Source organism: Burkholderia sp. WAC0059 (genome assembly GCF_002870125.1).
GTDB lineage: Bacteria > Pseudomonadota > Gammaproteobacteria > Burkholderiales > Burkholderiaceae > Paraburkholderia.
The window spans coordinates 1-17,194 of the sequence record NZ_PNEO01000014.1; the positions used below are offsets into that span (position 1 = coordinate 1).

14 protein-coding genes and 2 pseudogenes are annotated in these 17,194 nt (G+C 62.4%); 6 read left to right on the top strand and 10 right to left on the bottom strand.

Annotated elements, in window-relative coordinates:
• Positions 1–133: pseudogene (locus CY652_RS15165) on the top strand (IS5/IS1182 family transposase); the annotation flags it as partial.
• 26 nt (positions 134–159) lie between these two features.
• Here the strand turns inward: CY652_RS15165 and CY652_RS15170 are convergent.
• The 4 genes from CY652_RS15170 to CY652_RS15185 form a co-directional block, all read right to left on the bottom strand.
• Positions 160–1,002 (bottom strand): alpha/beta fold hydrolase, encoded by an 843-nt coding sequence (locus CY652_RS15170; RefSeq protein WP_102131544.1) that lies wholly within the window; start codon positions 1,000–1,002, stop codon positions 160–162.
• Between the two features lie 163 nt (positions 1,003–1,165).
• Complete coding sequence (locus tag CY652_RS15175; protein WP_102131656.1) at positions 1,166–2,746, bottom strand: aldehyde dehydrogenase (NADP(+)); 1,581 nt, start codon at positions 2,744–2,746, stop codon at positions 1,166–1,168.
• Positions 2,747–2,797: 51 nt separating this feature from the next.
• A complete protein-coding gene (locus CY652_RS15180) occupies positions 2,798–3,550 on the bottom strand; it encodes an SDR family NAD(P)-dependent oxidoreductase (RefSeq protein WP_102131545.1) in 753 nt (250 codons plus the stop codon).
• Positions 3,551–3,790: 240 nt separating this feature from the next.
• Entirely contained in the window at positions 3,791–4,126 is a 336-nt protein-coding gene (locus CY652_RS15185) for a hypothetical protein (protein WP_102131657.1), read from the bottom strand.
• 336 nt (positions 4,127–4,462) lie between these two features.
• Here CY652_RS15185 and CY652_RS15190 point away from each other — a divergent pair, with 336 nt between their 5' ends.
• Positions 4,463–5,287, top strand: coding sequence for a helix-turn-helix domain-containing protein (locus tag CY652_RS15190; protein WP_180970626.1), 825 nt, complete (start codon positions 4,463–4,465; stop codon positions 5,285–5,287).
• 579 nt (positions 5,288–5,866) lie between these two features.
• On the opposite strand, the gene CY652_RS15195 is transcribed toward CY652_RS15190, so the two are convergent.
• The 4 genes and pseudogenes from CY652_RS15195 to CY652_RS15210 all read right to left on the bottom strand — a co-directional run.
• Positions 5,867–7,204, bottom strand: a complete 1,338-nt coding sequence (locus CY652_RS15195) for an MFS transporter (RefSeq protein ID WP_102131547.1) — start codon at positions 7,202–7,204, stop codon at positions 5,867–5,869.
• 99 nt (positions 7,205–7,303) lie between these two features.
• Positions 7,304–7,978: a 3-isopropylmalate dehydratase small subunit gene (gene leuD, locus CY652_RS15200; RefSeq protein WP_102131548.1), complete on the bottom strand. Its 675-nt coding sequence runs from the start codon at positions 7,976–7,978 to the stop codon at positions 7,304–7,306.
• On the bottom strand, positions 7,971–9,389 hold the full coding sequence (gene leuC, locus CY652_RS15205) for a 3-isopropylmalate dehydratase large subunit (protein WP_102131549.1): 1,419 nt from the start codon (positions 9,387–9,389) through the stop codon (positions 7,971–7,973). Before leuC ends, leuD begins: the two co-directional genes overlap by 8 nt.
• A gap of 55 nt (positions 9,390–9,444) precedes the next feature.
• Positions 9,445–10,111 (bottom strand): annotated as a pseudogene (locus CY652_RS15210) (alpha/beta hydrolase); the annotation flags it as partial.
• Between the two features lie 118 nt (positions 10,112–10,229).
• Between CY652_RS15210 and CY652_RS15215 the strand changes: the two are divergent.
• Positions 10,230–11,144 (top strand): LysR family transcriptional regulator, encoded by a 915-nt coding sequence (locus tag CY652_RS15215; protein ID WP_102131550.1) that lies wholly within the window; start codon positions 10,230–10,232, stop codon positions 11,142–11,144.
• Positions 11,145–11,233: 89 nt separating this feature from the next.
• Here CY652_RS15215 and CY652_RS15220 read toward each other — a convergent pair whose 3' ends face one another.
• Positions 11,234–12,811: a methyl-accepting chemotaxis protein gene (locus CY652_RS15220; RefSeq protein WP_102131551.1), complete on the bottom strand. Its 1,578-nt coding sequence runs from the start codon at positions 12,809–12,811 to the stop codon at positions 11,234–11,236.
• A gap of 233 nt (positions 12,812–13,044) precedes the next feature.
• Between CY652_RS15220 and CY652_RS15225 the strand changes: the two genes are divergently transcribed.
• The 3 genes from CY652_RS15225 to CY652_RS24070 all read left to right on the top strand — a co-directional run bounded on the left by CY652_RS15225 (position 13,045) and on the right by CY652_RS24070 (position 15,633).
• The gene (locus CY652_RS15225; protein WP_102131552.1) at positions 13,045–13,338 is read left to right on the top strand and encodes a hypothetical protein; all 294 of its coding nucleotides are present in this window, start codon (positions 13,045–13,047) and stop codon (positions 13,336–13,338) included.
• 155 nt (positions 13,339–13,493) lie between these two features.
• A complete protein-coding gene (locus CY652_RS15230) occupies positions 13,494–14,198 on the top strand; it encodes an MgtC/SapB family protein (RefSeq protein ID WP_102131553.1) in 705 nt (234 codons plus the stop codon).
• A gap of 166 nt (positions 14,199–14,364) precedes the next feature.
• The gene (locus CY652_RS24070; RefSeq protein ID WP_146010112.1) at positions 14,365–15,633 is read left to right on the top strand and encodes a hypothetical protein; all 1,269 of its coding nucleotides are present in this window, start codon (positions 14,365–14,367) and stop codon (positions 15,631–15,633) included.
• Between the two features lie 192 nt (positions 15,634–15,825).
• Here the strand turns inward: CY652_RS24070 and oxlT are convergent, their stop codons facing one another.
• A complete protein-coding gene (oxlT, locus tag CY652_RS15240; protein WP_102131555.1) occupies positions 15,826–17,100 on the bottom strand; it encodes an oxalate/formate MFS antiporter in 1,275 nt (424 codons plus the stop codon).
• Between the last annotated feature and the right edge of the window lie 94 nt (positions 17,101–17,194).

Consider the following 17,194-nt stretch of genomic DNA (forward strand, 5'->3'; position numbering starts at 1 on the left):
TGGATGGCTGAACCGCTTCAGGCGGCTGGCACGCGACTATGAGCGCCTGCCTGAAACCCTGGCGGGCCTGCACTTCGTCGTTTTTGCCATGCTCATGCTCGTCCATGCTGTGCCCATTATCCAAAGTGCCTAACACGCTCTAGAAGTGTCGTTTCAATGCTATTTACCAATCTGACGCAAAAAATCAATAACCAAATCATTAAACATCCCCGGTATCTCTACTGGCGGCGCATGCCCACACTCCTCAAGAACTACGAAGTGGGAACCAGGAATTCCGTCGTGTAAGCGTAGCCCTAGTTGCAACGGAGCAACACGATCATGACGCGACTGAACTATCAGTACAGGGCTATTTCCAAGTCGCCCGAGAATAGAATCGAGCATGTCTTCCCGTCTAGCCCACGACTCTGCAATAGAGTTAATAGCCGATCCATCTCTCACCGCAAGCCGTTGAGCGAAAAACTCGTCGACAACCTGATCCGTAACGAAACGCTGATCATAGAACACTGCCTCTAGTAACAGACGTGACTCGCACCGAGTCGCAGGATTCAAGCGCCATAATCCCCCTGGTTGATCCGCGTGCCCGAGATCCCACACATTGTTTACCTCGGTCAACGCGAGCCCGTATCCTGCGTTAACCAGCATCAACCCATCCACAGATGCGGGAAATTCTGCGGCGAACAATCCTGCAACGTGACCGCCCATTGACTGGCCAACTAACACCACCGAGCTGATTTCCAGAGCTTTCAGCATCGGGCCGATCATGTCCGACAGGGTCCGTGGCTTGATCGGAACATTTGGCTTGGACGACTGACCAAACCCCAGATGATCTGGAGCGATGGCACGATAGCCAAGCGCAGCAAGTGCCAACAATGTCTCGTTCCAATTCGTTGCATCGCTCGTCATCCCATGCAGAAAAAGCACGACGACAGCCCCTTTTCCAGCTTCGAGGAAGCTGATCCGTTGCCCCATTACTTGTATTTCTCGACGAGTGATCGCACCCATAAGAACTCCGCTTCTTTAACGTCTCGGCAAACCGCGCTGCTAACCTCGCAAACGGATATGTCGAGCCTGCGCCCCGACGCTACATAGGCATCGAACATATACCAGACCCGCTGGCTGACACGTCGTTCGTGCCAGCGGACCGGTTCACTGCCTGGCAGGAACGTCAGACCTTGGCAAATTCGCCGTCAACCAACCGCCAAATTCCAAGTGGATTGGCTTCCTGAAGTGCCAACGGCAACAGCTTATCGGGTACGTCCTGATAGCAAACAGGCCGCAAAAAACGCTCAATCGCCGATGCGCCTACTGAGGTTGTGCGGCTGTCCGAAGTTGCTGGGAATGGTCCGCCATGCACCATGGCATAACTGACCTCAACACCTGTCGGAAATCCGTTGAACAGGATTCGCCCAGCCTTGCGTTCAAGTGCCGACAGCAGGGTTCGAGCGATGTTTTCGTCGCCTGATTCGTAGTGAAGCGTCGCAGTCAGCTGTCCCGACATGCATTCCGCCACTAATCGCATTTGATCTGTATCCCGACAACTAACGATGAGAGACGCCGGGCCAAACATTTCTTCATGCATTTTCAACTCTGCCAAGAAATGCTCGGCGCTTGTACGAAACAGCACCGCGTGCGCCTCGAATCGGCCGTGTGGTGGCTTGCCATGCGCGACAACTTCCACCCCCGGTAGTTCGTTTAACTGCTTGGCACTACGGCAATACGCTTCATGAATGTCGGGTGTAAGCATCGTAGCCGCTTCCGATGCACCGAGCGCAGCGCCAGCGTGTCGACAGAACACATCGAGAGCCTCCCCTTCGATGGCAATCACTATTCCAGGATTCGTGCAGAACTGTCCTGCGCCGACTGTCAACGACGCGACAAAATCCTTCGCGATCGTTTCGACTCGCAGAGCAAGCGCATTCGGAAGCAGGAACACCGGGTTGATGCTGCTCATTTCTGCGTAGACGGGAATTGGCTCAAGACGTGCTTGCGCAACTTGCATGAGCGCAAGCCCTCCGCGACGTGATCCGGTAAATCCTACTGCCCGGATTGCGGGATGTCGGACGAGCGCCTCACCGCAGACGTAACTGTCGCCATAGAGTAGTGAAAATATGCCGTCAGGCATGTCGGTCGCAATCACCGCGTTTTGGATCGCCTTTCCAACCAACTCCGACGTCCCAAGATGCGCTCGATGTGCCTTGACCACGACAGGGCATCCGGCAGCAAACGCAGAAGCGGTATCTCCCCCCGCCACCGAAAAGGCGAGCGGAAAATTGCTTGCACCGAAGACGGCGACCGGACCGACCGCAATCCTGCGCTGACGCAAATCAGGGCGCGGCAGCGGATTCCGCTGCGGCAACGCTGAGTCGAGTACAGCGCCGTGCCACCGTCCGCTGCGAACCACGTTCGCGAACAGTCGTAGTTGACCCACCGCACGTGCACGCTCATTTTCAAGGCGCGCCTTCGGCAGCCCGGTTTCCAGATTCGCCCGGTCAATTAGTACTTCGCCGAGAGCAAGAACCTCTTCCGCGATCACTTCGAGGAATGCCGCACGTCGTTCATCTGGCAACTGCCTGTACGAATCGAACGCAACTTCCGCGAGCAGACAGGCACGAGCCACATCTTCTTCGTTAGCCATACCGAAACCCGGCTCCATCTGTTCGCCGCTTGCTGCGTTCAAGGCATAGACAACATCGCTCCCGCCTCGGGATGCACGGCGCCCTTCAATCATTTCTCCGGAAATCTGCATCATCTGTAATTCGTTAAAGAATTGGGAACAAATCCGGGGCACGCCAGACGATCAGCCAACAGCAGTCACGCCACCGTCGACAGGAAGGTCCACGCCGGCAACAAAGCTTGCTTCGTCCGATGCGAGAAACAACGCTGCGGCTGCAATTTCCTCTGCCCGGCCAAGTCGACCGAGGGGTACCACAGCCGCGAAGCTAGTGCGAAGCTTGTCTGCCTCTTCAGGGTTCGGTGCGTGTGTATCCAAGATCGGTGTATCGATCGGGCCTGGGCTAATGGCATTGACTCGAATGCCCCGGCTCTTCAGTTCGGCCGTCCAGGTCCGTACGAAGGACCGCACCGCAGCCTTGGTTGCACTGTAGGCGCTATAGCCCGGGATTCCCTTGGCGGTAGCCATGGAAGTAATTGCAATAACGGCTCCCCCATCACTCATCAAGGGAAGAGCCTGCTTGACCGTGAAAAGCACACCCCGTGCATTGATTGCAAAAAGTTTGTCGAAGTTTTCCACGGTCGTCTCTTCAAGAGTCTCATTGCCGACAATCCCGGCATTAGCGACCACGATTTCGACTCGTCCCTTTTCGTCACGAACCTTGGCATAGAGTCGATCAATGTCTTCGACATTCGATACGTCGCCCTGGACTGCTGCCGTTTGATCCCCCAGTGCGGATACGACCTCCTCCAGCTCGGCCAGACGACGGCCAGTTACGTACACGAACGCGCCTTCGGCAATGAAGCGTCTAGCGATAGCCAAGCCAATACCGCTATTACCTCCGGTGACAACTGCTACTTTTCCTTGAAGCTTTGACATGGATTACTTTGTCCTATTGATCAATTATTCGAGCCATATGAAGCTCGAACGAAGTTTTGGTGGAAAATGACAATAGAGGCAGGCACTGCCTGCCGCAATTTGCGCAGCGCCTGCCTCACTTTAGGTCAAAGAGCACCGTAGCCAATCCTCTCTATCGCGCATTTTCTCTTTCGTCACTTCCATCCAGTAGATTAAAAATTAAATTTACTATGGAATGCGAATTATTTTTATCGTTAATTTTTACTTGTATTCGACCAGAATCTCTCGATAAGGCGTGCCTCCTTCGTTGCGGGCACTGTGCGTAACGGGGAACCGGCTCCCCTTGCCGATATCGGACAACACTTCGATATATCCGTCTTCGACCTTGAGGGAATAAACCGCGCCGGTGGGGACTTCGAAAACGCCGATGTCTTCCCCTTTCTCATTGAATATCCGTAGCGGCGCCCCCTCGATTGCGTACCACATGTACTGCCGAGTATGTGTGTGCACTGGGGATTCCTCACCGGGAGCAAGGACAAAGTTCCAGATAGCGACCTTGTCGTTCTCAAATACCTTTTCGTTACCGATGCCAGCCATTATCATCTCCTTAGTTTGTTCGAATACGAAGACGCAGCGCCCTACACTGAAGCCTACCGTCCCGATCCGGACCTAATCGCATTCTGGATGTCTGATACCAGCGGCGGTGCAATGCGAAGTCCGTGCAATGATGGTAGGGAAACAACCCAGTCATTGGTGCCCCTGATCGATGAGAACTTGTCATGCAAGCACGACACTTATCATTCCGGATGATGCTTTTTTCGCTTGAGTCAGTGACGGAGCATTCGTGCCCGCAATCACGTCAAGATTGTGGGAATAACTGACATGTCGGAACCTTTACGCATCATCCACGGACCGTTCGGAAGAATCGCACTCTTGCTGCTCAACAAGAGCATGACTCTTCATGCTCACCGGGTCTCGCATGTCGTCTTCAAGGAAGGGGGACCAGATATTCTGTTCGGCGTGCGCAACCGCGCTATAGCGCTATCGAACAAGAACGTGCTGCTGGTCAATGCATGGGAGCCACACTTTTACGAGCATCAGCCCAACCCGCAGCCCACTATTCTTCTTGCGCTCTATCTCGAGCCGAGCTGGCTCAGAAACCTTGGTGGAAGGCTGGCCTACAGCCTGCACCCGAGATTCTTTACCGAGTCGTCTTTGCCACTTCGACATCGATTGAGTTCGCTTCATGACCAGTTGCTGGACATTCTCACGGACCGGGAAAGCCGCTCGCTAGAAGCGCTGGAGGGGTTGATTGCCGACACAATCGTTGAACTTGCAGGTCCAACTCCACGGAGAGACCCGCTATCGGCGGCGGCTCTGGTCGGTGGCATCGCATACGATGGCAGAATCCGCTTGGCCATCGACGCAATGAGAAGCCTCAGTGGCATCGCATTAGACTTTGACGACTTGGCGTATAAGGTCGGACTTTCGCGTCCGCACTTCTTCAATCTGTTCCGCAAGCAAACCGGGATAACGCCGGCAACGTTCGGCAGCATGCTTCGAATGGAGCGTTCGATCGAATATGTGTCCGATCCGCAGATGCCTATTCGGGACATTGCGGCCGACCTGGGATTCGACTCTCCGGGAAATTTCACCCGCTTTTTTGTTCATCAACAGGGCGTTACCCCTAGTCAATATCGGCGCAGCGTCCAATTCCTCACCGGCCCGCACCTACCGTTCGATCCAGTTACTCGCTGAGTAATTCAAGGGGGGAAACTCCTTAGCGGGTCGTGACAACATTTCAAGATGGCCGACTCGAACAAGCGACGTCATAAGCTTGTGCCAAAGAAGCTACAAAAAGTGCGCTCCGGACGTCGGTGCGATTTCGGCTCACAGCCGAAAGTTCCGGGGGTACATTTAGGGGTACATTTTCCGGAAAAAAACTTCTTTTTACCTGATATAGCGAGATTTTTCGCTCATTTCGATTCCCGCCGGCCCGCGGACATCCGGGGAAGTCCTGAAACCCGCGACAGCCAAGGCTTCGCGGGTTTTTCTTTTGCTGCGCTGGTCCATATTTTTCCATGTCATTCCGGTGCTGCCTGGAGGTACAACCGGGGGGTATAAGCAACCGGATGAGATGGCAATACCGGCCGCTACCCAATACCGGCGAGTGAATTTCGGCCAATCTGCCCGCTTCCGATACGGCACGAAATCTATGGCGTCTTGAAGTGCACGTGTTTCCCCACCTCGGCGCGCTGCCGGTCGGCAATGTTGTGAGCCACCGTTCGTGGACTCCGTCAACGTCTCACGACAAAGCCTACCGACGTCTTCACCGCGTCAACGCGGCACCGCCGTATCGCCTGCCGGTTGCGCCGCGCGCCGGCTGCGCATGCCGAACGAATACGACAGCAGCGCCGAGACGATCAGCGTCGCGCTGACGAAATAGAGCCCGAGAGAATAGTTGCCGCTGATGTCGCGCAGCCGCCCGATCACCATGGGGCCGAACGTACCGCCGATCAGGCTGCCCATCGCATTGATCAACGCGATGCCCGCGGCGGCGGCCGAGCCCGACAGGAACTGCGTCGGCATGCTCCAGAGCGGCGGCTTCGCCGCGTTAATGCCGAAGTTGGCCACCGACAGGCCGACGATCAGGATGAGCGCACTGGACGCGGAACCGGAGACGAGCATACCGACACCGGCCGCGAGACAGGCTATCGCGACGTGGAGCCGGCGTTCGCCGGTCCGATCCGAATTACGCCCCCACAGGACCATCGTGACGACGGCGAACAGGTTCGGAATCGCATTCATGAGACCCAGTTCGATGTAGCCGAAACCGAAGCGATGGATGATCATCGGCGCCCAGATGCCGATGGCGTAGAGCCCGGTCGAAGTCCCCGCATAGACGAGCGAGAGCAACAGCACGCGCGGGTCCCTGATCGCCCCCCAGATGCCCGAGCGACCCTGCGATGCCCTGGCCTGGCGTTCGCGCTGCATCTCGCCGCTCAGCCATTGACGCTCGGCAGGCTCGAGCCATTGCGCGTCTTCCGGCTTGTCGGTAAGGAAAAAGAACGCAATGACGCCGAGCAGGATGGTCGGCGCGCCCTCGACGAGGAACAGCCACTGCCAGCCGTGCAGATGCGCGACGCCGTTCATGCTCATCAATGCGCCGGAAATCGGCGAGCCGATCATGTTCGAGAGCGGCGCGGCCGTCATGAACATCGCGGTGACGAACGCGCGGTGCCGCGCCGGAAACCAGTAGCTCAGGTAAAGGATGATGCCCGGGAAGAACCCCGCCTCGGCGAGCCCGAGCACGAAACGCAGGCCATAAAAGCTGTACGGCCCGGTGACGAACGCGGTCGCCGCGGACAGGACGCCCCACACGACCATGAGCAGCGAGATCCAGCGGCGCGCCCCGACTCGCTGGAGCGCGAGGTTCGACGGCATGCCGGCCACGATATAGCCGACGAAGAAAATGCCGGCGCCGACGCCGAACATGGCCTTCGTCAGGCCGATGTCGTGATTCATCGTGAGGCCGGCAAAGCCGACGTTCACGCGGTTCAGAAAACTGAGGAAATAAAGGACGATGATGAACGGCGTGATGCGCCGGGATATCTTGCGGACGACGTTCGATTCGAGCGTGGCGTCAACGGCCTGCTGACCTGCGGTTGTGTTCATGAATGTCTCCTGCCATTACGTGGAATACCCGAACGGTCTTTATGGAATCGGGGAGCCCGCATCCGCATGGTCGGCGGCGGGCCCGCCCGAAGGCGCCCGTCAGGCAGTGTGGGGTTCCTGCTGTTCCGCTTGTTCGGTTTGCCGGCTTTGTTGCGCCGGCAAGTCGATACGGCACCACGGCTGTGCCGCCCAATGGCGCGCTTCGAACGCGTCGATCGCGCCGGCCTGGCGCAGCGTCAGGCCGATCGTGTCGAGCCCCTCCAGCAGCATCAGCTTCTGACGCGGCGGGATCGAGAACGCATAGCGCCGGCCTGAAGGCGTCAGCACGACCTCGTTCACGACGTCGATCGACAGTTGCCTGTCGCTGCCGCCCTCCACTTCCGCGACGAGCGCCTCGACCTGCTCCGGCGGCAGCGTGACGAGCAGCAGCCGGTTGTTAGCCGAGTTGAAGTAGAAGATCTCGCCGTAGCTCGGCGCGATGACGGCCTCGAAGCCGGCCTGCTGCAAGCCCCATACCGCGTGCTCGCGGCTGGACCCGCAGCCGAAGTTCGAGCCGCCGAGCAGGATCTTCGCGCCGCGATATTCGGGGCGATTCAGCACGAACTGCTCGCGCGGACGGCCATCCGCGTCAACACGCAGGTCGTACAGCAGCCCCCGCGCGAGGCCCGACTTGTCGATGCCGAGTAGAAACTGCTTCGGCATGATCTGGTCGGTATCGAGATTGTTGACCGGCAGCGGCGCGGCGATGCCCGCGATCACGAACGGCTCAGCCATGAGCGAACTCCTTGCGAATGTCGACGATGCGACCGGCGATTGCGGCAGCGGCGGCCATCGCGGGGCTCATCAGATGGGTTTTACTGTCGCGCCCCTGGCGCCCTTCGAAATTGCGGTTCGTCGTCGACGCGCAGCGCTCGCCCGGTGCCAGCACGTCGTCGTTCATCGCAAGGCACATCGAGCAGCCCGGCTGACGCCATTCGAATCCGGCGTCGATCAGCACCTGGGCGATGCCCTCGCGCTCGGCCTGGTCGCGCACCATGCCGGAGCCGGGCACGACCATCGCGCGCACCGTCGAGGCCACCTTGCGACCCCGCACGATCTGGGCAACCGCGCGCAGATCCTCGATCCGCGCGTTCGTGCACGAGCCGATGAACACGCGGTCGATCGGCGTGCCTTCGATTGGCGCACCGCCCGGCAACGCGATGTAGTCGAGCGCCTTGCGCATGGTCGCGGCGTCGAGACCGGAGCCCTCAGCCGTATCGGGAATATGTCCGTCCACCGGCACCGCCTGGTCCGGGCTCGTGCCCCACGTCACGTACGGCGCGACGCGCGCAGCGTCGAAACGATGTTCGACGTCGAACCGCGCATCGGCATCCGAGCGCAGTTGCGACCACGCCGTGCAGGCCGCATCAAGCGTCTTCGCATCGAGGTCGCGCACCTTGCTGCATACATAGTCGAGCGTCGTGCGGTCCGGCGCGATCAGCGCGGCGCGCGCGCCCGCTTCCACCGTCATGTTGCACAGGGTCATGCGCGCTTCGGCGGACAGCGCGGCAATAGCCTCGCCCGCATATTCGACCGCGTAGCCGCGCGCGCCCTGCGCACCGATCTTCGCGATGATCTGTAGCACGAGATCCTTCGACGTCGTGCCCGTCGGCAGCGTGCCGTCCACGACGATGCGCATGTCCTTCGCGACGCGATAGACGAGCGTCTGCGTCGCCAGCACGTGCTCGACCTCCGACGTACCGATGCCGAACCCGAGCGCGCCGAGCGCGCCGTAGGTGGTCGTGTGGCTGTCGCCGCACAGCACGACCATGCCGGGACGGATCAGCCCGATCTCGGGGGCGACGACATGCTCGATGCCCTGCATCGGATCGTGAACGTCGAACAGATGAATGCCCTGCTCCGCGCAGTTGCGGGTGAAATTCGCGGCCTGCTTCGCGGCGTCGACGATCTCGATCGTGCGTGACGGAACGGGCACCGGACGCGTCGGAATCACGTGATCGACAACCCCCATCTGCTGACGCGGGCGGCGCACGCGTAATCCCTTTTCGTGCAGCCCCGCGAATGCCTGCGGGCTGGTGTACTCGTTCATGATGTGCAGATCGGCGTAGAGCAGCACGTTCTCTGCGTCGATGGTCGACACGGTGTGCGAGTCGACGAGTTTCTGGTAAAGCGTTCGTGAGGACATGGTCTGATTAGACTGGAAAGAATCGGGCCGACGAATCAGCGAGAAGGAAACGGCAAGCCAGCGGATCGAAGCGCTTGCCGACCACGCCGTCCGCGCCCCACAACGCGAGGAACGGACGAACGACGCGCCTCGCCGCCGCAGAATCTGTGCGATCGTGCTCGAGGTCGGTGGCGATCGACGCGCGGTAAGTCTTCGCAGATCCCGTGTGCGGCCGCCGGGTCCAACAGGCCGCGCAGATATGCTGCGCAGGCTTCGGGCGTGAACGGTTTCAGCCCTGCGCTACGCGCGCCGATGCGCTGCTTCAGATAGCGATCGGGGTCGGCGTGAATCGGGGTTTCGGGAAACGGCGCCGGGCGCACGAGGAAAAACCGGTGCCAGCCGGCGCGGGCGAAATCGACGGAAGTCCGTTCGTCCATCGCGAGCGTCGGCGCGACGTCGAGCGTCACGAGTTGCGTGACCGAGCCCGGATGATCGAGCGCCATCCCGCGCTTCGAGTCATTCGAATGGCGCGCGGCGCCCGCCGGCTTTCCGCTATCGCCGCAACCGCGCAGATCGGCCGCGATCACCGTGAACCGTTCGGCCAATGCCGGCGCAACCTTGTGCCAGATCGCGCGAGTTTGCGGATGGCCGTGCAGCGGCAATACCGGGCCACGTCCTCCTTTCACTGCATGGATCTCGATGCCGTCGACCGTGGTCGACGCATCGGCAAAGCCTTCGAACATCCTTGTCTCCTGATATGCGATGGATTCTAATTGATACCTTTAGCGATATGGATTCCATTGAATTACTCTTGTCGTAACTTTAAGGAACGAATCGCACGCCGATATCGGAGGAGAAAGGATGGACGGTTTTTCGGATCTCAACCTGTTCACGCTGGTTGCCCGACACCGCAATCTCGCGGCCGCCGCACGGGAGCTCGGCGTCACGCCGCCCGCCGTCAGCAAGCGTCTGGCCCAGTTGGAGAAGCGGCTCGGCATACGCCTGATGAATCGCACGACGCGTCGCTTGACCTTGACGCCCGAAGGCGAGCTCTACCTGTCCAATGGTTCGCGTATCCTCGACGAACTTCAGGAGCTCGAACAACTCGTCACGCGCAGCCGCGCGGAGCCGACCGGGTTGCTGCGCGTGAACGCCTCGTTCGGATTCGGCCGCACGCGCATCGCGCCTGCGATATCGGAGTTCGTCGAACGCTTTCCGTCGATGCGCATCCAGTTGCAGCTCACCGACCGTCCGTTGAGTCTTCAGGAAGAGGGCTTCGATCTCGGCGTCCGCTTCGGCGAGGCGCCCGATGCGCGAATCAACGCGCGACTGTTGTTGCCGAACCGGCGCATCGTCTGCGCGTCGCCCGCCTACATCGAGCGGTACGGCACGCCGGCCATGCCGCACGATCTGGCGCGTCACGCCTGCCTCGTGCTGCGCGAAAACGACTCGGCGTACGGCACGTGGCATTTGCTGCGCGGCAAGCGCATGGAAACGGTAAAGGTCAGCGGGGCGCTGTCGAGCAACGACGGCAATACCGTGCTGCAGTGGGCGCTCGACGGTCGCGGCATCGCCGTGCGTTCGGAGTGGGAAACCAGCGCGCACATCGCGCGCGGCGAGCTCGTGCCGCTCCTGACCGAGTGGTCCCTGCCCAACGCCGACATCTACGCGATCTATCTGGAGCGCAACAGGCTGTCCGCGAAACTGCGCGTCTTCGTGGAGTTCCTCGCCGGGTATTTACAGTCCTGCCCCGACCTCGCCCCGCAGGGGCGCTAACCCTCCGGTCCGCGTTGCGCGCGCGAGGCCCATGCCGACGCCTCCCGCGCGCGGCTGCGGCATGACGGCGTCGACGCGCAACGGGCGGCTCAAACCGCCGGCAGCACGAATACGTCGGCCACGTCGAGCAACCCCCGCGCGCGGTCCTGCAGGCTCTGGGCCGCGGATGCCGACTGCTGCACGAGCGCCACGTTCTGCTGCGTGTTGCGCTCGAGCGTGCCGATGACGTCGCGGACCTCGCCGATCTGGCGAGCCTGCGCGCGGCAGGCCTCGTGTATCGCCTCCATGATGTCGGTGACGCGGCGCGAAGCCTCGACGACGTTCGAGATCGTCGCGCCCGTCGCGTCCACCTGGACGGCGCCCTCGTCGACGCGAGCGTTGCTCGTGCCGATGAGCTCGCGGATCTCCTTCGCGGCGCTGGCGCTACGCTGCGCGAGCACGCGGACCTCGCCCGCGACGACCGCGAAGCCGCGGCCCTGGGTGCCGGCGCGCGCGGCTTCGACCGCGGCGTTCAACGACAGCAGGTTGGTCTGGAACGCGATCGAATCGATGACGGCGATGATGTCCTTGATCCGCGTGGACGACTCGCCGATGGCGCGCATGGTCCCGACGACGCGCGCCACGGCGTCGCCGCCCTGCGCCGAGGCGGCCGACGCCTGCTTGGCCAGCGCGTCGGCGCTGCCCGCGCTTTGCGCGTTGGCCGCGACGCTCGCGTCGAACTCCTCGAGCGCGCCGCTCGCCTGTTCGAGCGCGGAAGCCTGGCGCTCGGTGCGCAGACTGAGATCGGCGTTGCCGAGCGCGATCTGCCCGGTCGTCGTGGCCACGCTCTGGGCGGCGTCGCGCATCTGCGTCACGATTTCGGCGAGACGCTGCTGCATGCGCGCCATCGCGGCCATGACGCTCGACGTGTCGCCGGGGCGCAGCCGGATCGGCATGGCGAGGTTGCCGGTGCGAATCGATTCGGCGACGGCGACCACTTCGTCGGGCTCGGCGCCGAGCGCCCGCGTGACGTAGCGCACGAGCAGATAGACCACGAGCGCGCCGACCGCACAGGCCGCGACGGTCAGCATGCTCATCAGCAGCTTGAAGTCCGTGCTGATCCGGCGTGCTTCGGCAGCCTCCTGCTCGCTGGCGTGTTCCTGAAAGTCGATGAGCGCGTTGACGGCGGCGAGCCACTCGACGAGCGCCGGACGCGCATCGTCGAGCAGCGCCCGGCGCGCGCCCTGGGTATCGCCGGCCTGCTGCAGCGCGATCACCTGGCCGATCAGCGGCATGCTGCGCTCGCGCGCCGCGTTCACGCGCGCGTAAATCGCCTGCTCCTGGGGCGTCGTGTCGGTGCGCCCGGCGTAAAGGGCGGAGAGCTGCCTGTCGTTCTCGTCGTACATGTCGGCCAGCGACCGGATGTGGCCGATCACGCCCGGCAACTCCTGCGGGTCCACGAGCACCACGTCGCGAATGGCGATCGAGCGGTCGTGCACGCTGCCGCGAAAGTTGATCGCATAGCGCTCCTTCACCCCGTTCACGTCGATCACGTCGTCGAGCCGCGCCCGGACGGTCTCGACGCGGGCGATCGCGATGGCCGTCAGCGCGACGAGCGCGGCCAGCACGATGCCGAACCCCAGAATCAATCGTATTGCGACGGTCAGCCTTCTCTTTCCGGTTTGCATAGGTCACCTTGCGCGGTCGTGATGTTGTCGCTGTACGTTAACAAGGCACTATGAAAATTAACATTCGATTGATTTCATTGATTGAATTGGACGAATCTATCGTGGGCAAGAAGGCCCGCGCGAGAAGACAGCCCGGCATCGGGCCGCCGCCGATTTCGCCGACGCAGTAGCCCGGAACGAAATGATCGGTTACAGTCCGGCGCACGCCATCCTTACCCCAAACACAACGACGCATGATCCGGATTGCCCGACGCCTGCTTCCCGCCAGCCTCGCGCTGCTCGCCCTCTCCACCGGAGCACGCGCCGTCGAGCGCCCCGACTCCGATCTCGCCCAGGCGCAACGGCTCGTCGTCCAGAGCCGGCAACTGATTCGCGACGCGCACCGGCGCAACCCGCATGAATTCGGCGGCCACGAAGCGAAGGCCGCCGCGCTGCTCCGGCTCGCGTCTGTGCAGCTCGACGAAGCGCACGACTTCAGGGCGTTCAACGCCAGCCGCGCGCGCCGGCATCGCCCCGTCGCCCGATGACGATCCCGGCCTGAGCGACGCGCGCGCCGTCGCGGCGTCGGCGTCGACAGATTGCCGAAAAACCGCTGTGATACATTCCGGGCACCTGTCGCCCGACGCGAGCGTCCCGCTTCGCGCATGACGGCGGACCAGGAAGCGCTCAAACGAATCCGGACATGACGCTGGAACTCACGCTAAGACTTCTCGCCGCCTATGCCTTCGGCTTCGTCATCGGCCTCGAGCGCCAGATGCGACAGCGCACGGCGGGCCTGCGCACGATCACGCTCGTCGCGAGCGGCGCCTGCCTGTTCGTCCTGCTCGGCGTGTTGAGCGGCAACGGCACGGCGGGCGTCACGCAGATCACCGCCTACGTCGTCTCGGGCGTCGGCTTTCTCGGCGGCGGCGTGATCATGCGCGACAAGGGCGCGATCCAGGGCATCAACACGGCCGCCACGCTCTGGTGCTCGGCCGCCGTCGGCGTGCTGTGCGGCTCGGGGCACTTCGGGCCGGCCGCGGCCGGCACCGTGCTCGTGCTGCTGACGAACACGGTGCTGCGCGAAATCAGCCGCGCCATCAACACGGCGCCGGTCTCGAGCGCCGACCTGATCCGCGAATACACGCTCACCGTGGTCTGCCGCGAGAAGGACGAGATCCACGTTCGCGCCGTGCTGTCCAATTCGATGTCGTCGACACCGCTCTCGTTCCAGAGCCTGACGAGCCGCGACGTCGACGACGGCGAGCGCGTCGAGGTGACGGCGACGCTGAAGCTCCATCCGAAGGATCAGCCGAAGCTCGAGATGATCGCGAGCCGTCTCAGCATGGAACAGGGCGTATCGGGCGTGAGCTGGGCGGGCCAGCAGGCGGAACCGGCGCCGGAATAAACGCAGATGCTGCGCGGCGCTTATTCTCCTTGACCCGTTGCGGAAAACGGGCCGGATATTCGCGTCGAACCCGGACGAAAACGCGCAACGCGCAGACACTGGGGCATCGGGCAGTCCATTCCGACGACCGCCTCCCCGTTCTTCGTTGTCCGGAGATCATGCCGCCATGGATCTGACCGTCTCTCGCCCGCACGCCCCGGGAAACGCCGCCCCGTCTTCGGCGGACGGCGCCCGCACGCCGGAAACGCCGACGTCGCCGGCCGTCGGCCCGTTGCTCTCCCGCCAAAGTTCGACGGCCAGCAGGCTGACGATCAGTTCTTATTATTCCGCCAGAACGACACCCGGCGAACCGGAACACCACGCGCGATTCTCCGCGCGCCCGTCCGGCGAAACATCGGAGGCAGGCAACGGGTTGCCCGCCCTCCCGTTCCGACACTACGACAATCGCGTCGTCAAGGACGACTTTAAGGAGCGGCTCTCCCAATCCCAGCATCCGGATGTCCGCAAGCTCTCGGAAACACTCGAAGCGTTCGACAGGCGGGCATACGAGTTCGACGAGCAGGCACACCTCCCGCCCACCAGGGCCGAGGCAGAAACCCGCAAGGGTCTGCTCAGGCAACCGGCCCACGAACTCATCGAAAATTTGACGGAAGCGGCAGAGGAAGGATTGATCGCGGAACATGACCTCAATATGGCGTCGACCTACGTCATGTCCGTCTGGAATGGTTCCACTGGTCGGCGAGATTTGCGTGCGGATACTGCGGCACGTCCGCAGTCGCGCCAACCGAGCTACTGGGACGTGAAGATGGCTCAGAAGGTGCTGCGGCATCGCCAGACCGACGGACTCGACGCGTCCGAACTGGAGGTATTCCGGGCCCAACTGGACCGGGCATTCACGGATCAGGGCTTTCAGCCCGTCAGCCGCTATCTCGACGCGAACGGGAATTTCACGGCAGGAAACGGCCAGCGGCTCCGGCAGTTCCGCCGCTCCACCGACGACGCGGAGCAGACGCGGGCGCACCCGTCGATCGCGCAAGCCCTCGCGCCGCACCTTCCCGTGCGGTCGATGAACATCAACGAAATCCGCACGGCCCAGGCCGCGTTGCGCAACGGCACGCACACGCTCGAACAACTGAACGATCTGGCAGATCAGGCCGGCCTCGAACGCGCGGATCGCTACGTGACCGAAAACGGCAAAACCACCCGCCTCGGCAAAACGGTCAAACGGCGAATCGGACTGGCCCACGCCGCCGAAAGCGTGGCCAAAGCCGGTTCGGCGCTCATGACCGTCGGCTCAGCCTTGACCTGCGACTCGCCGGAAAGCAACCGGATATGGAACCGCATGTCGAGCAGGCGGGCCAATCCGGACAGGGAAAACGACAACCTGAAAACAGCGATGGAGAACGGCGACACTCCCGCGGCTACCGCAAACTAGCGGAATACTGCGGGGGGCGGCGGCGGGCGTAACGACCTCCGCTCCGTATCGCAGCAAAGCGCTCGAGCCCCGTCGCCGGTTCGCCCGCTCCCGACAAAGAAACGAAAACGGCCGCCATCCCGCTCGGGGACGACGGCCGCGCGATCCGGCGCGGACGCATCCGGCACCGAAGATACAGCCTCTATCGCGATATCACCCCCGCGCGACGAACCGCGCGCGCAGCGGCTTCAGCACCAGGAGCGCGAGCACCGCCGTCGCGAGATCGAGCGCGATCGCACAGCCGAACACCGGCACCCAGCTCCCCGTGTGCTGGTGCAGGAGCGCCGCGAGCGGACCGCCGAACACCGAACCGACGCCGAACGAGATGTAGAGCCACCCGTAGTTGGCGGTCGCGAAGCGCGTGCCGAACGTGTCGGTCAGCGTCGAGGGGAACAGCGAGAAGATCTCGCCCCAGCCGAAGAACACGACGCCCGAGAGCAGCACGAACAGCACGGCGTCCGAACGCGTGAGCAGCCACAGCGCCATCGCGATCCCTTCGAGCGCGAACGCGAAGCCCATCGTGTTCTCGCGGCCGAAGCGGTCGGACACCCAGCCGAACAGCGGCCGCGTGAGACCGTTGGTGAAGCGGTCGATCGTCAGCGCGAGCGGCAGCGCGGCGAGGCCGAACACGACCACCTTGCTCACGCCGAAGTCGGTCGCGAAGATCGCCATCTGCGAAGTGACCATCAGGCCCGAGGTCGACATCGCCGTCATCATCACGAACATCAGCCAGAAGAGCGGCTGCTTCAGCACCTCGGACGGGCGATAGTCGCGCACGCCCGGCGCGTCCTGCTGCGCATCCGCCGCGGCCGCTTCGACCGGCACGCGCAGACCCTGCGAGGCAATAAAGCCGATCACCGCGAAAATGATCCCGTAGAGCGCGAGCGTGCCGTCGACGCCGCGCGCTTCGAGCGAGGCCGAAATCGGGAACGTCGTGACGATCGCGCCCATGCCGTAGCCGGCCGCCACCATGCCCGCCGCGAAGCCGCGACGGTCGGGGAACCAGCGCACCATCAGGCCCACGACACCAACGTAGACGATGCCCGTGCCCAGCCCGCCGATGCCGCCGTAGGTCAGGTAGAGCGCCGTCGTGCTCTGCGCGTGCGCGGCGAACACCCAGCTCAGGCCCGAGAGCAGCGTGCCGATCGAGATCAGCGTGCGCGGTCCGAAGCGGTCGATCAGCGCGCCCTGGAACGGCGAGAAGAACGCCTGCAGCAGCACGAGGATCGAGAACGTCACCTGCAGCTCGGGCAGCGCGATGCCGAGCTTGGCCATCAGCGGCTTCGTCATCAGCGTCCATACGTACTGCGGGCTCGAGATCGTCATCATGCAGACGAGACCGAGGCCGAGCTGAATCCAGCGTGTGCGTGCGGCGGGTCGCGCAGCGCGCGCGGCCGCGCCATTCAACGACTGCGTGGGCGTGTTCATCGTGTTTCTCCGGGTCGGGACGGGCTAAAACAGATCGATCGGCACGGCGGCTCCGTCAGCGTCGTGACCGATGGCATGAGAAAAATCGAATCGG

What these genes read in the sequence shown, in the direction of transcription:
- CY652_RS15175 (WP_102131656.1), bottom strand. Translation starts at nt 2,746, where the DNA reads ATGCAGATTTCCGGAGAAATGATTGAAGGGCGCCGTGCATCCCGAGGC.
- CY652_RS15170 (WP_102131544.1), bottom strand. Translation starts at nt 1,002, where the DNA reads ATGGGTGCGATCACTCGTCGAGAAATACAAGTAATGGGGCAACGGATC.
- leuC (WP_102131549.1), bottom strand. Translation starts at nt 9,389, where the DNA reads ATGTCCTCACGAACGCTTTACCAGAAACTCGTCGACTCGCACACCGTG.
- CY652_RS15215 (WP_102131550.1), top strand. Translation starts at nt 10,230, where the DNA reads ATGGACGGTTTTTCGGATCTCAACCTGTTCACGCTGGTTGCCCGACAC.
- CY652_RS15180 (WP_102131545.1), bottom strand. Translation starts at nt 3,550, where the DNA reads ATGTCAAAGCTTCAAGGAAAAGTAGCAGTTGTCACCGGAGGTAATAGC.
- oxlT (WP_102131555.1), bottom strand. Translation starts at nt 17,100, where the DNA reads ATGAACACGCCCACGCAGTCGTTGAATGGCGCGGCCGCGCGCGCTGCG.
- CY652_RS15220 (WP_102131551.1), bottom strand. Translation starts at nt 12,811, where the DNA reads ATGCAAACCGGAAAGAGAAGGCTGACCGTCGCAATACGATTGATTCTG.
- CY652_RS15230 (WP_102131553.1), top strand. Translation starts at nt 13,494, where the DNA reads ATGACGCTGGAACTCACGCTAAGACTTCTCGCCGCCTATGCCTTCGGC.
- CY652_RS24070 (WP_146010112.1), top strand. Translation starts at nt 14,365, where the DNA reads ATGGATCTGACCGTCTCTCGCCCGCACGCCCCGGGAAACGCCGCCCCG.
- CY652_RS15225 (WP_102131552.1), top strand. Translation starts at nt 13,045, where the DNA reads ATGATCCGGATTGCCCGACGCCTGCTTCCCGCCAGCCTCGCGCTGCTC.
- CY652_RS15195 (WP_102131547.1), bottom strand. Translation starts at nt 7,204, where the DNA reads ATGAACACAACCGCAGGTCAGCAGGCCGTTGACGCCACGCTCGAATCG.
- CY652_RS15185 (WP_102131657.1), bottom strand. Translation starts at nt 4,126, where the DNA reads ATGGCTGGCATCGGTAACGAAAAGGTATTTGAGAACGACAAGGTCGCT.
- leuD (WP_102131548.1), bottom strand. Translation starts at nt 7,978, where the DNA reads ATGGCTGAGCCGTTCGTGATCGCGGGCATCGCCGCGCCGCTGCCGGTC.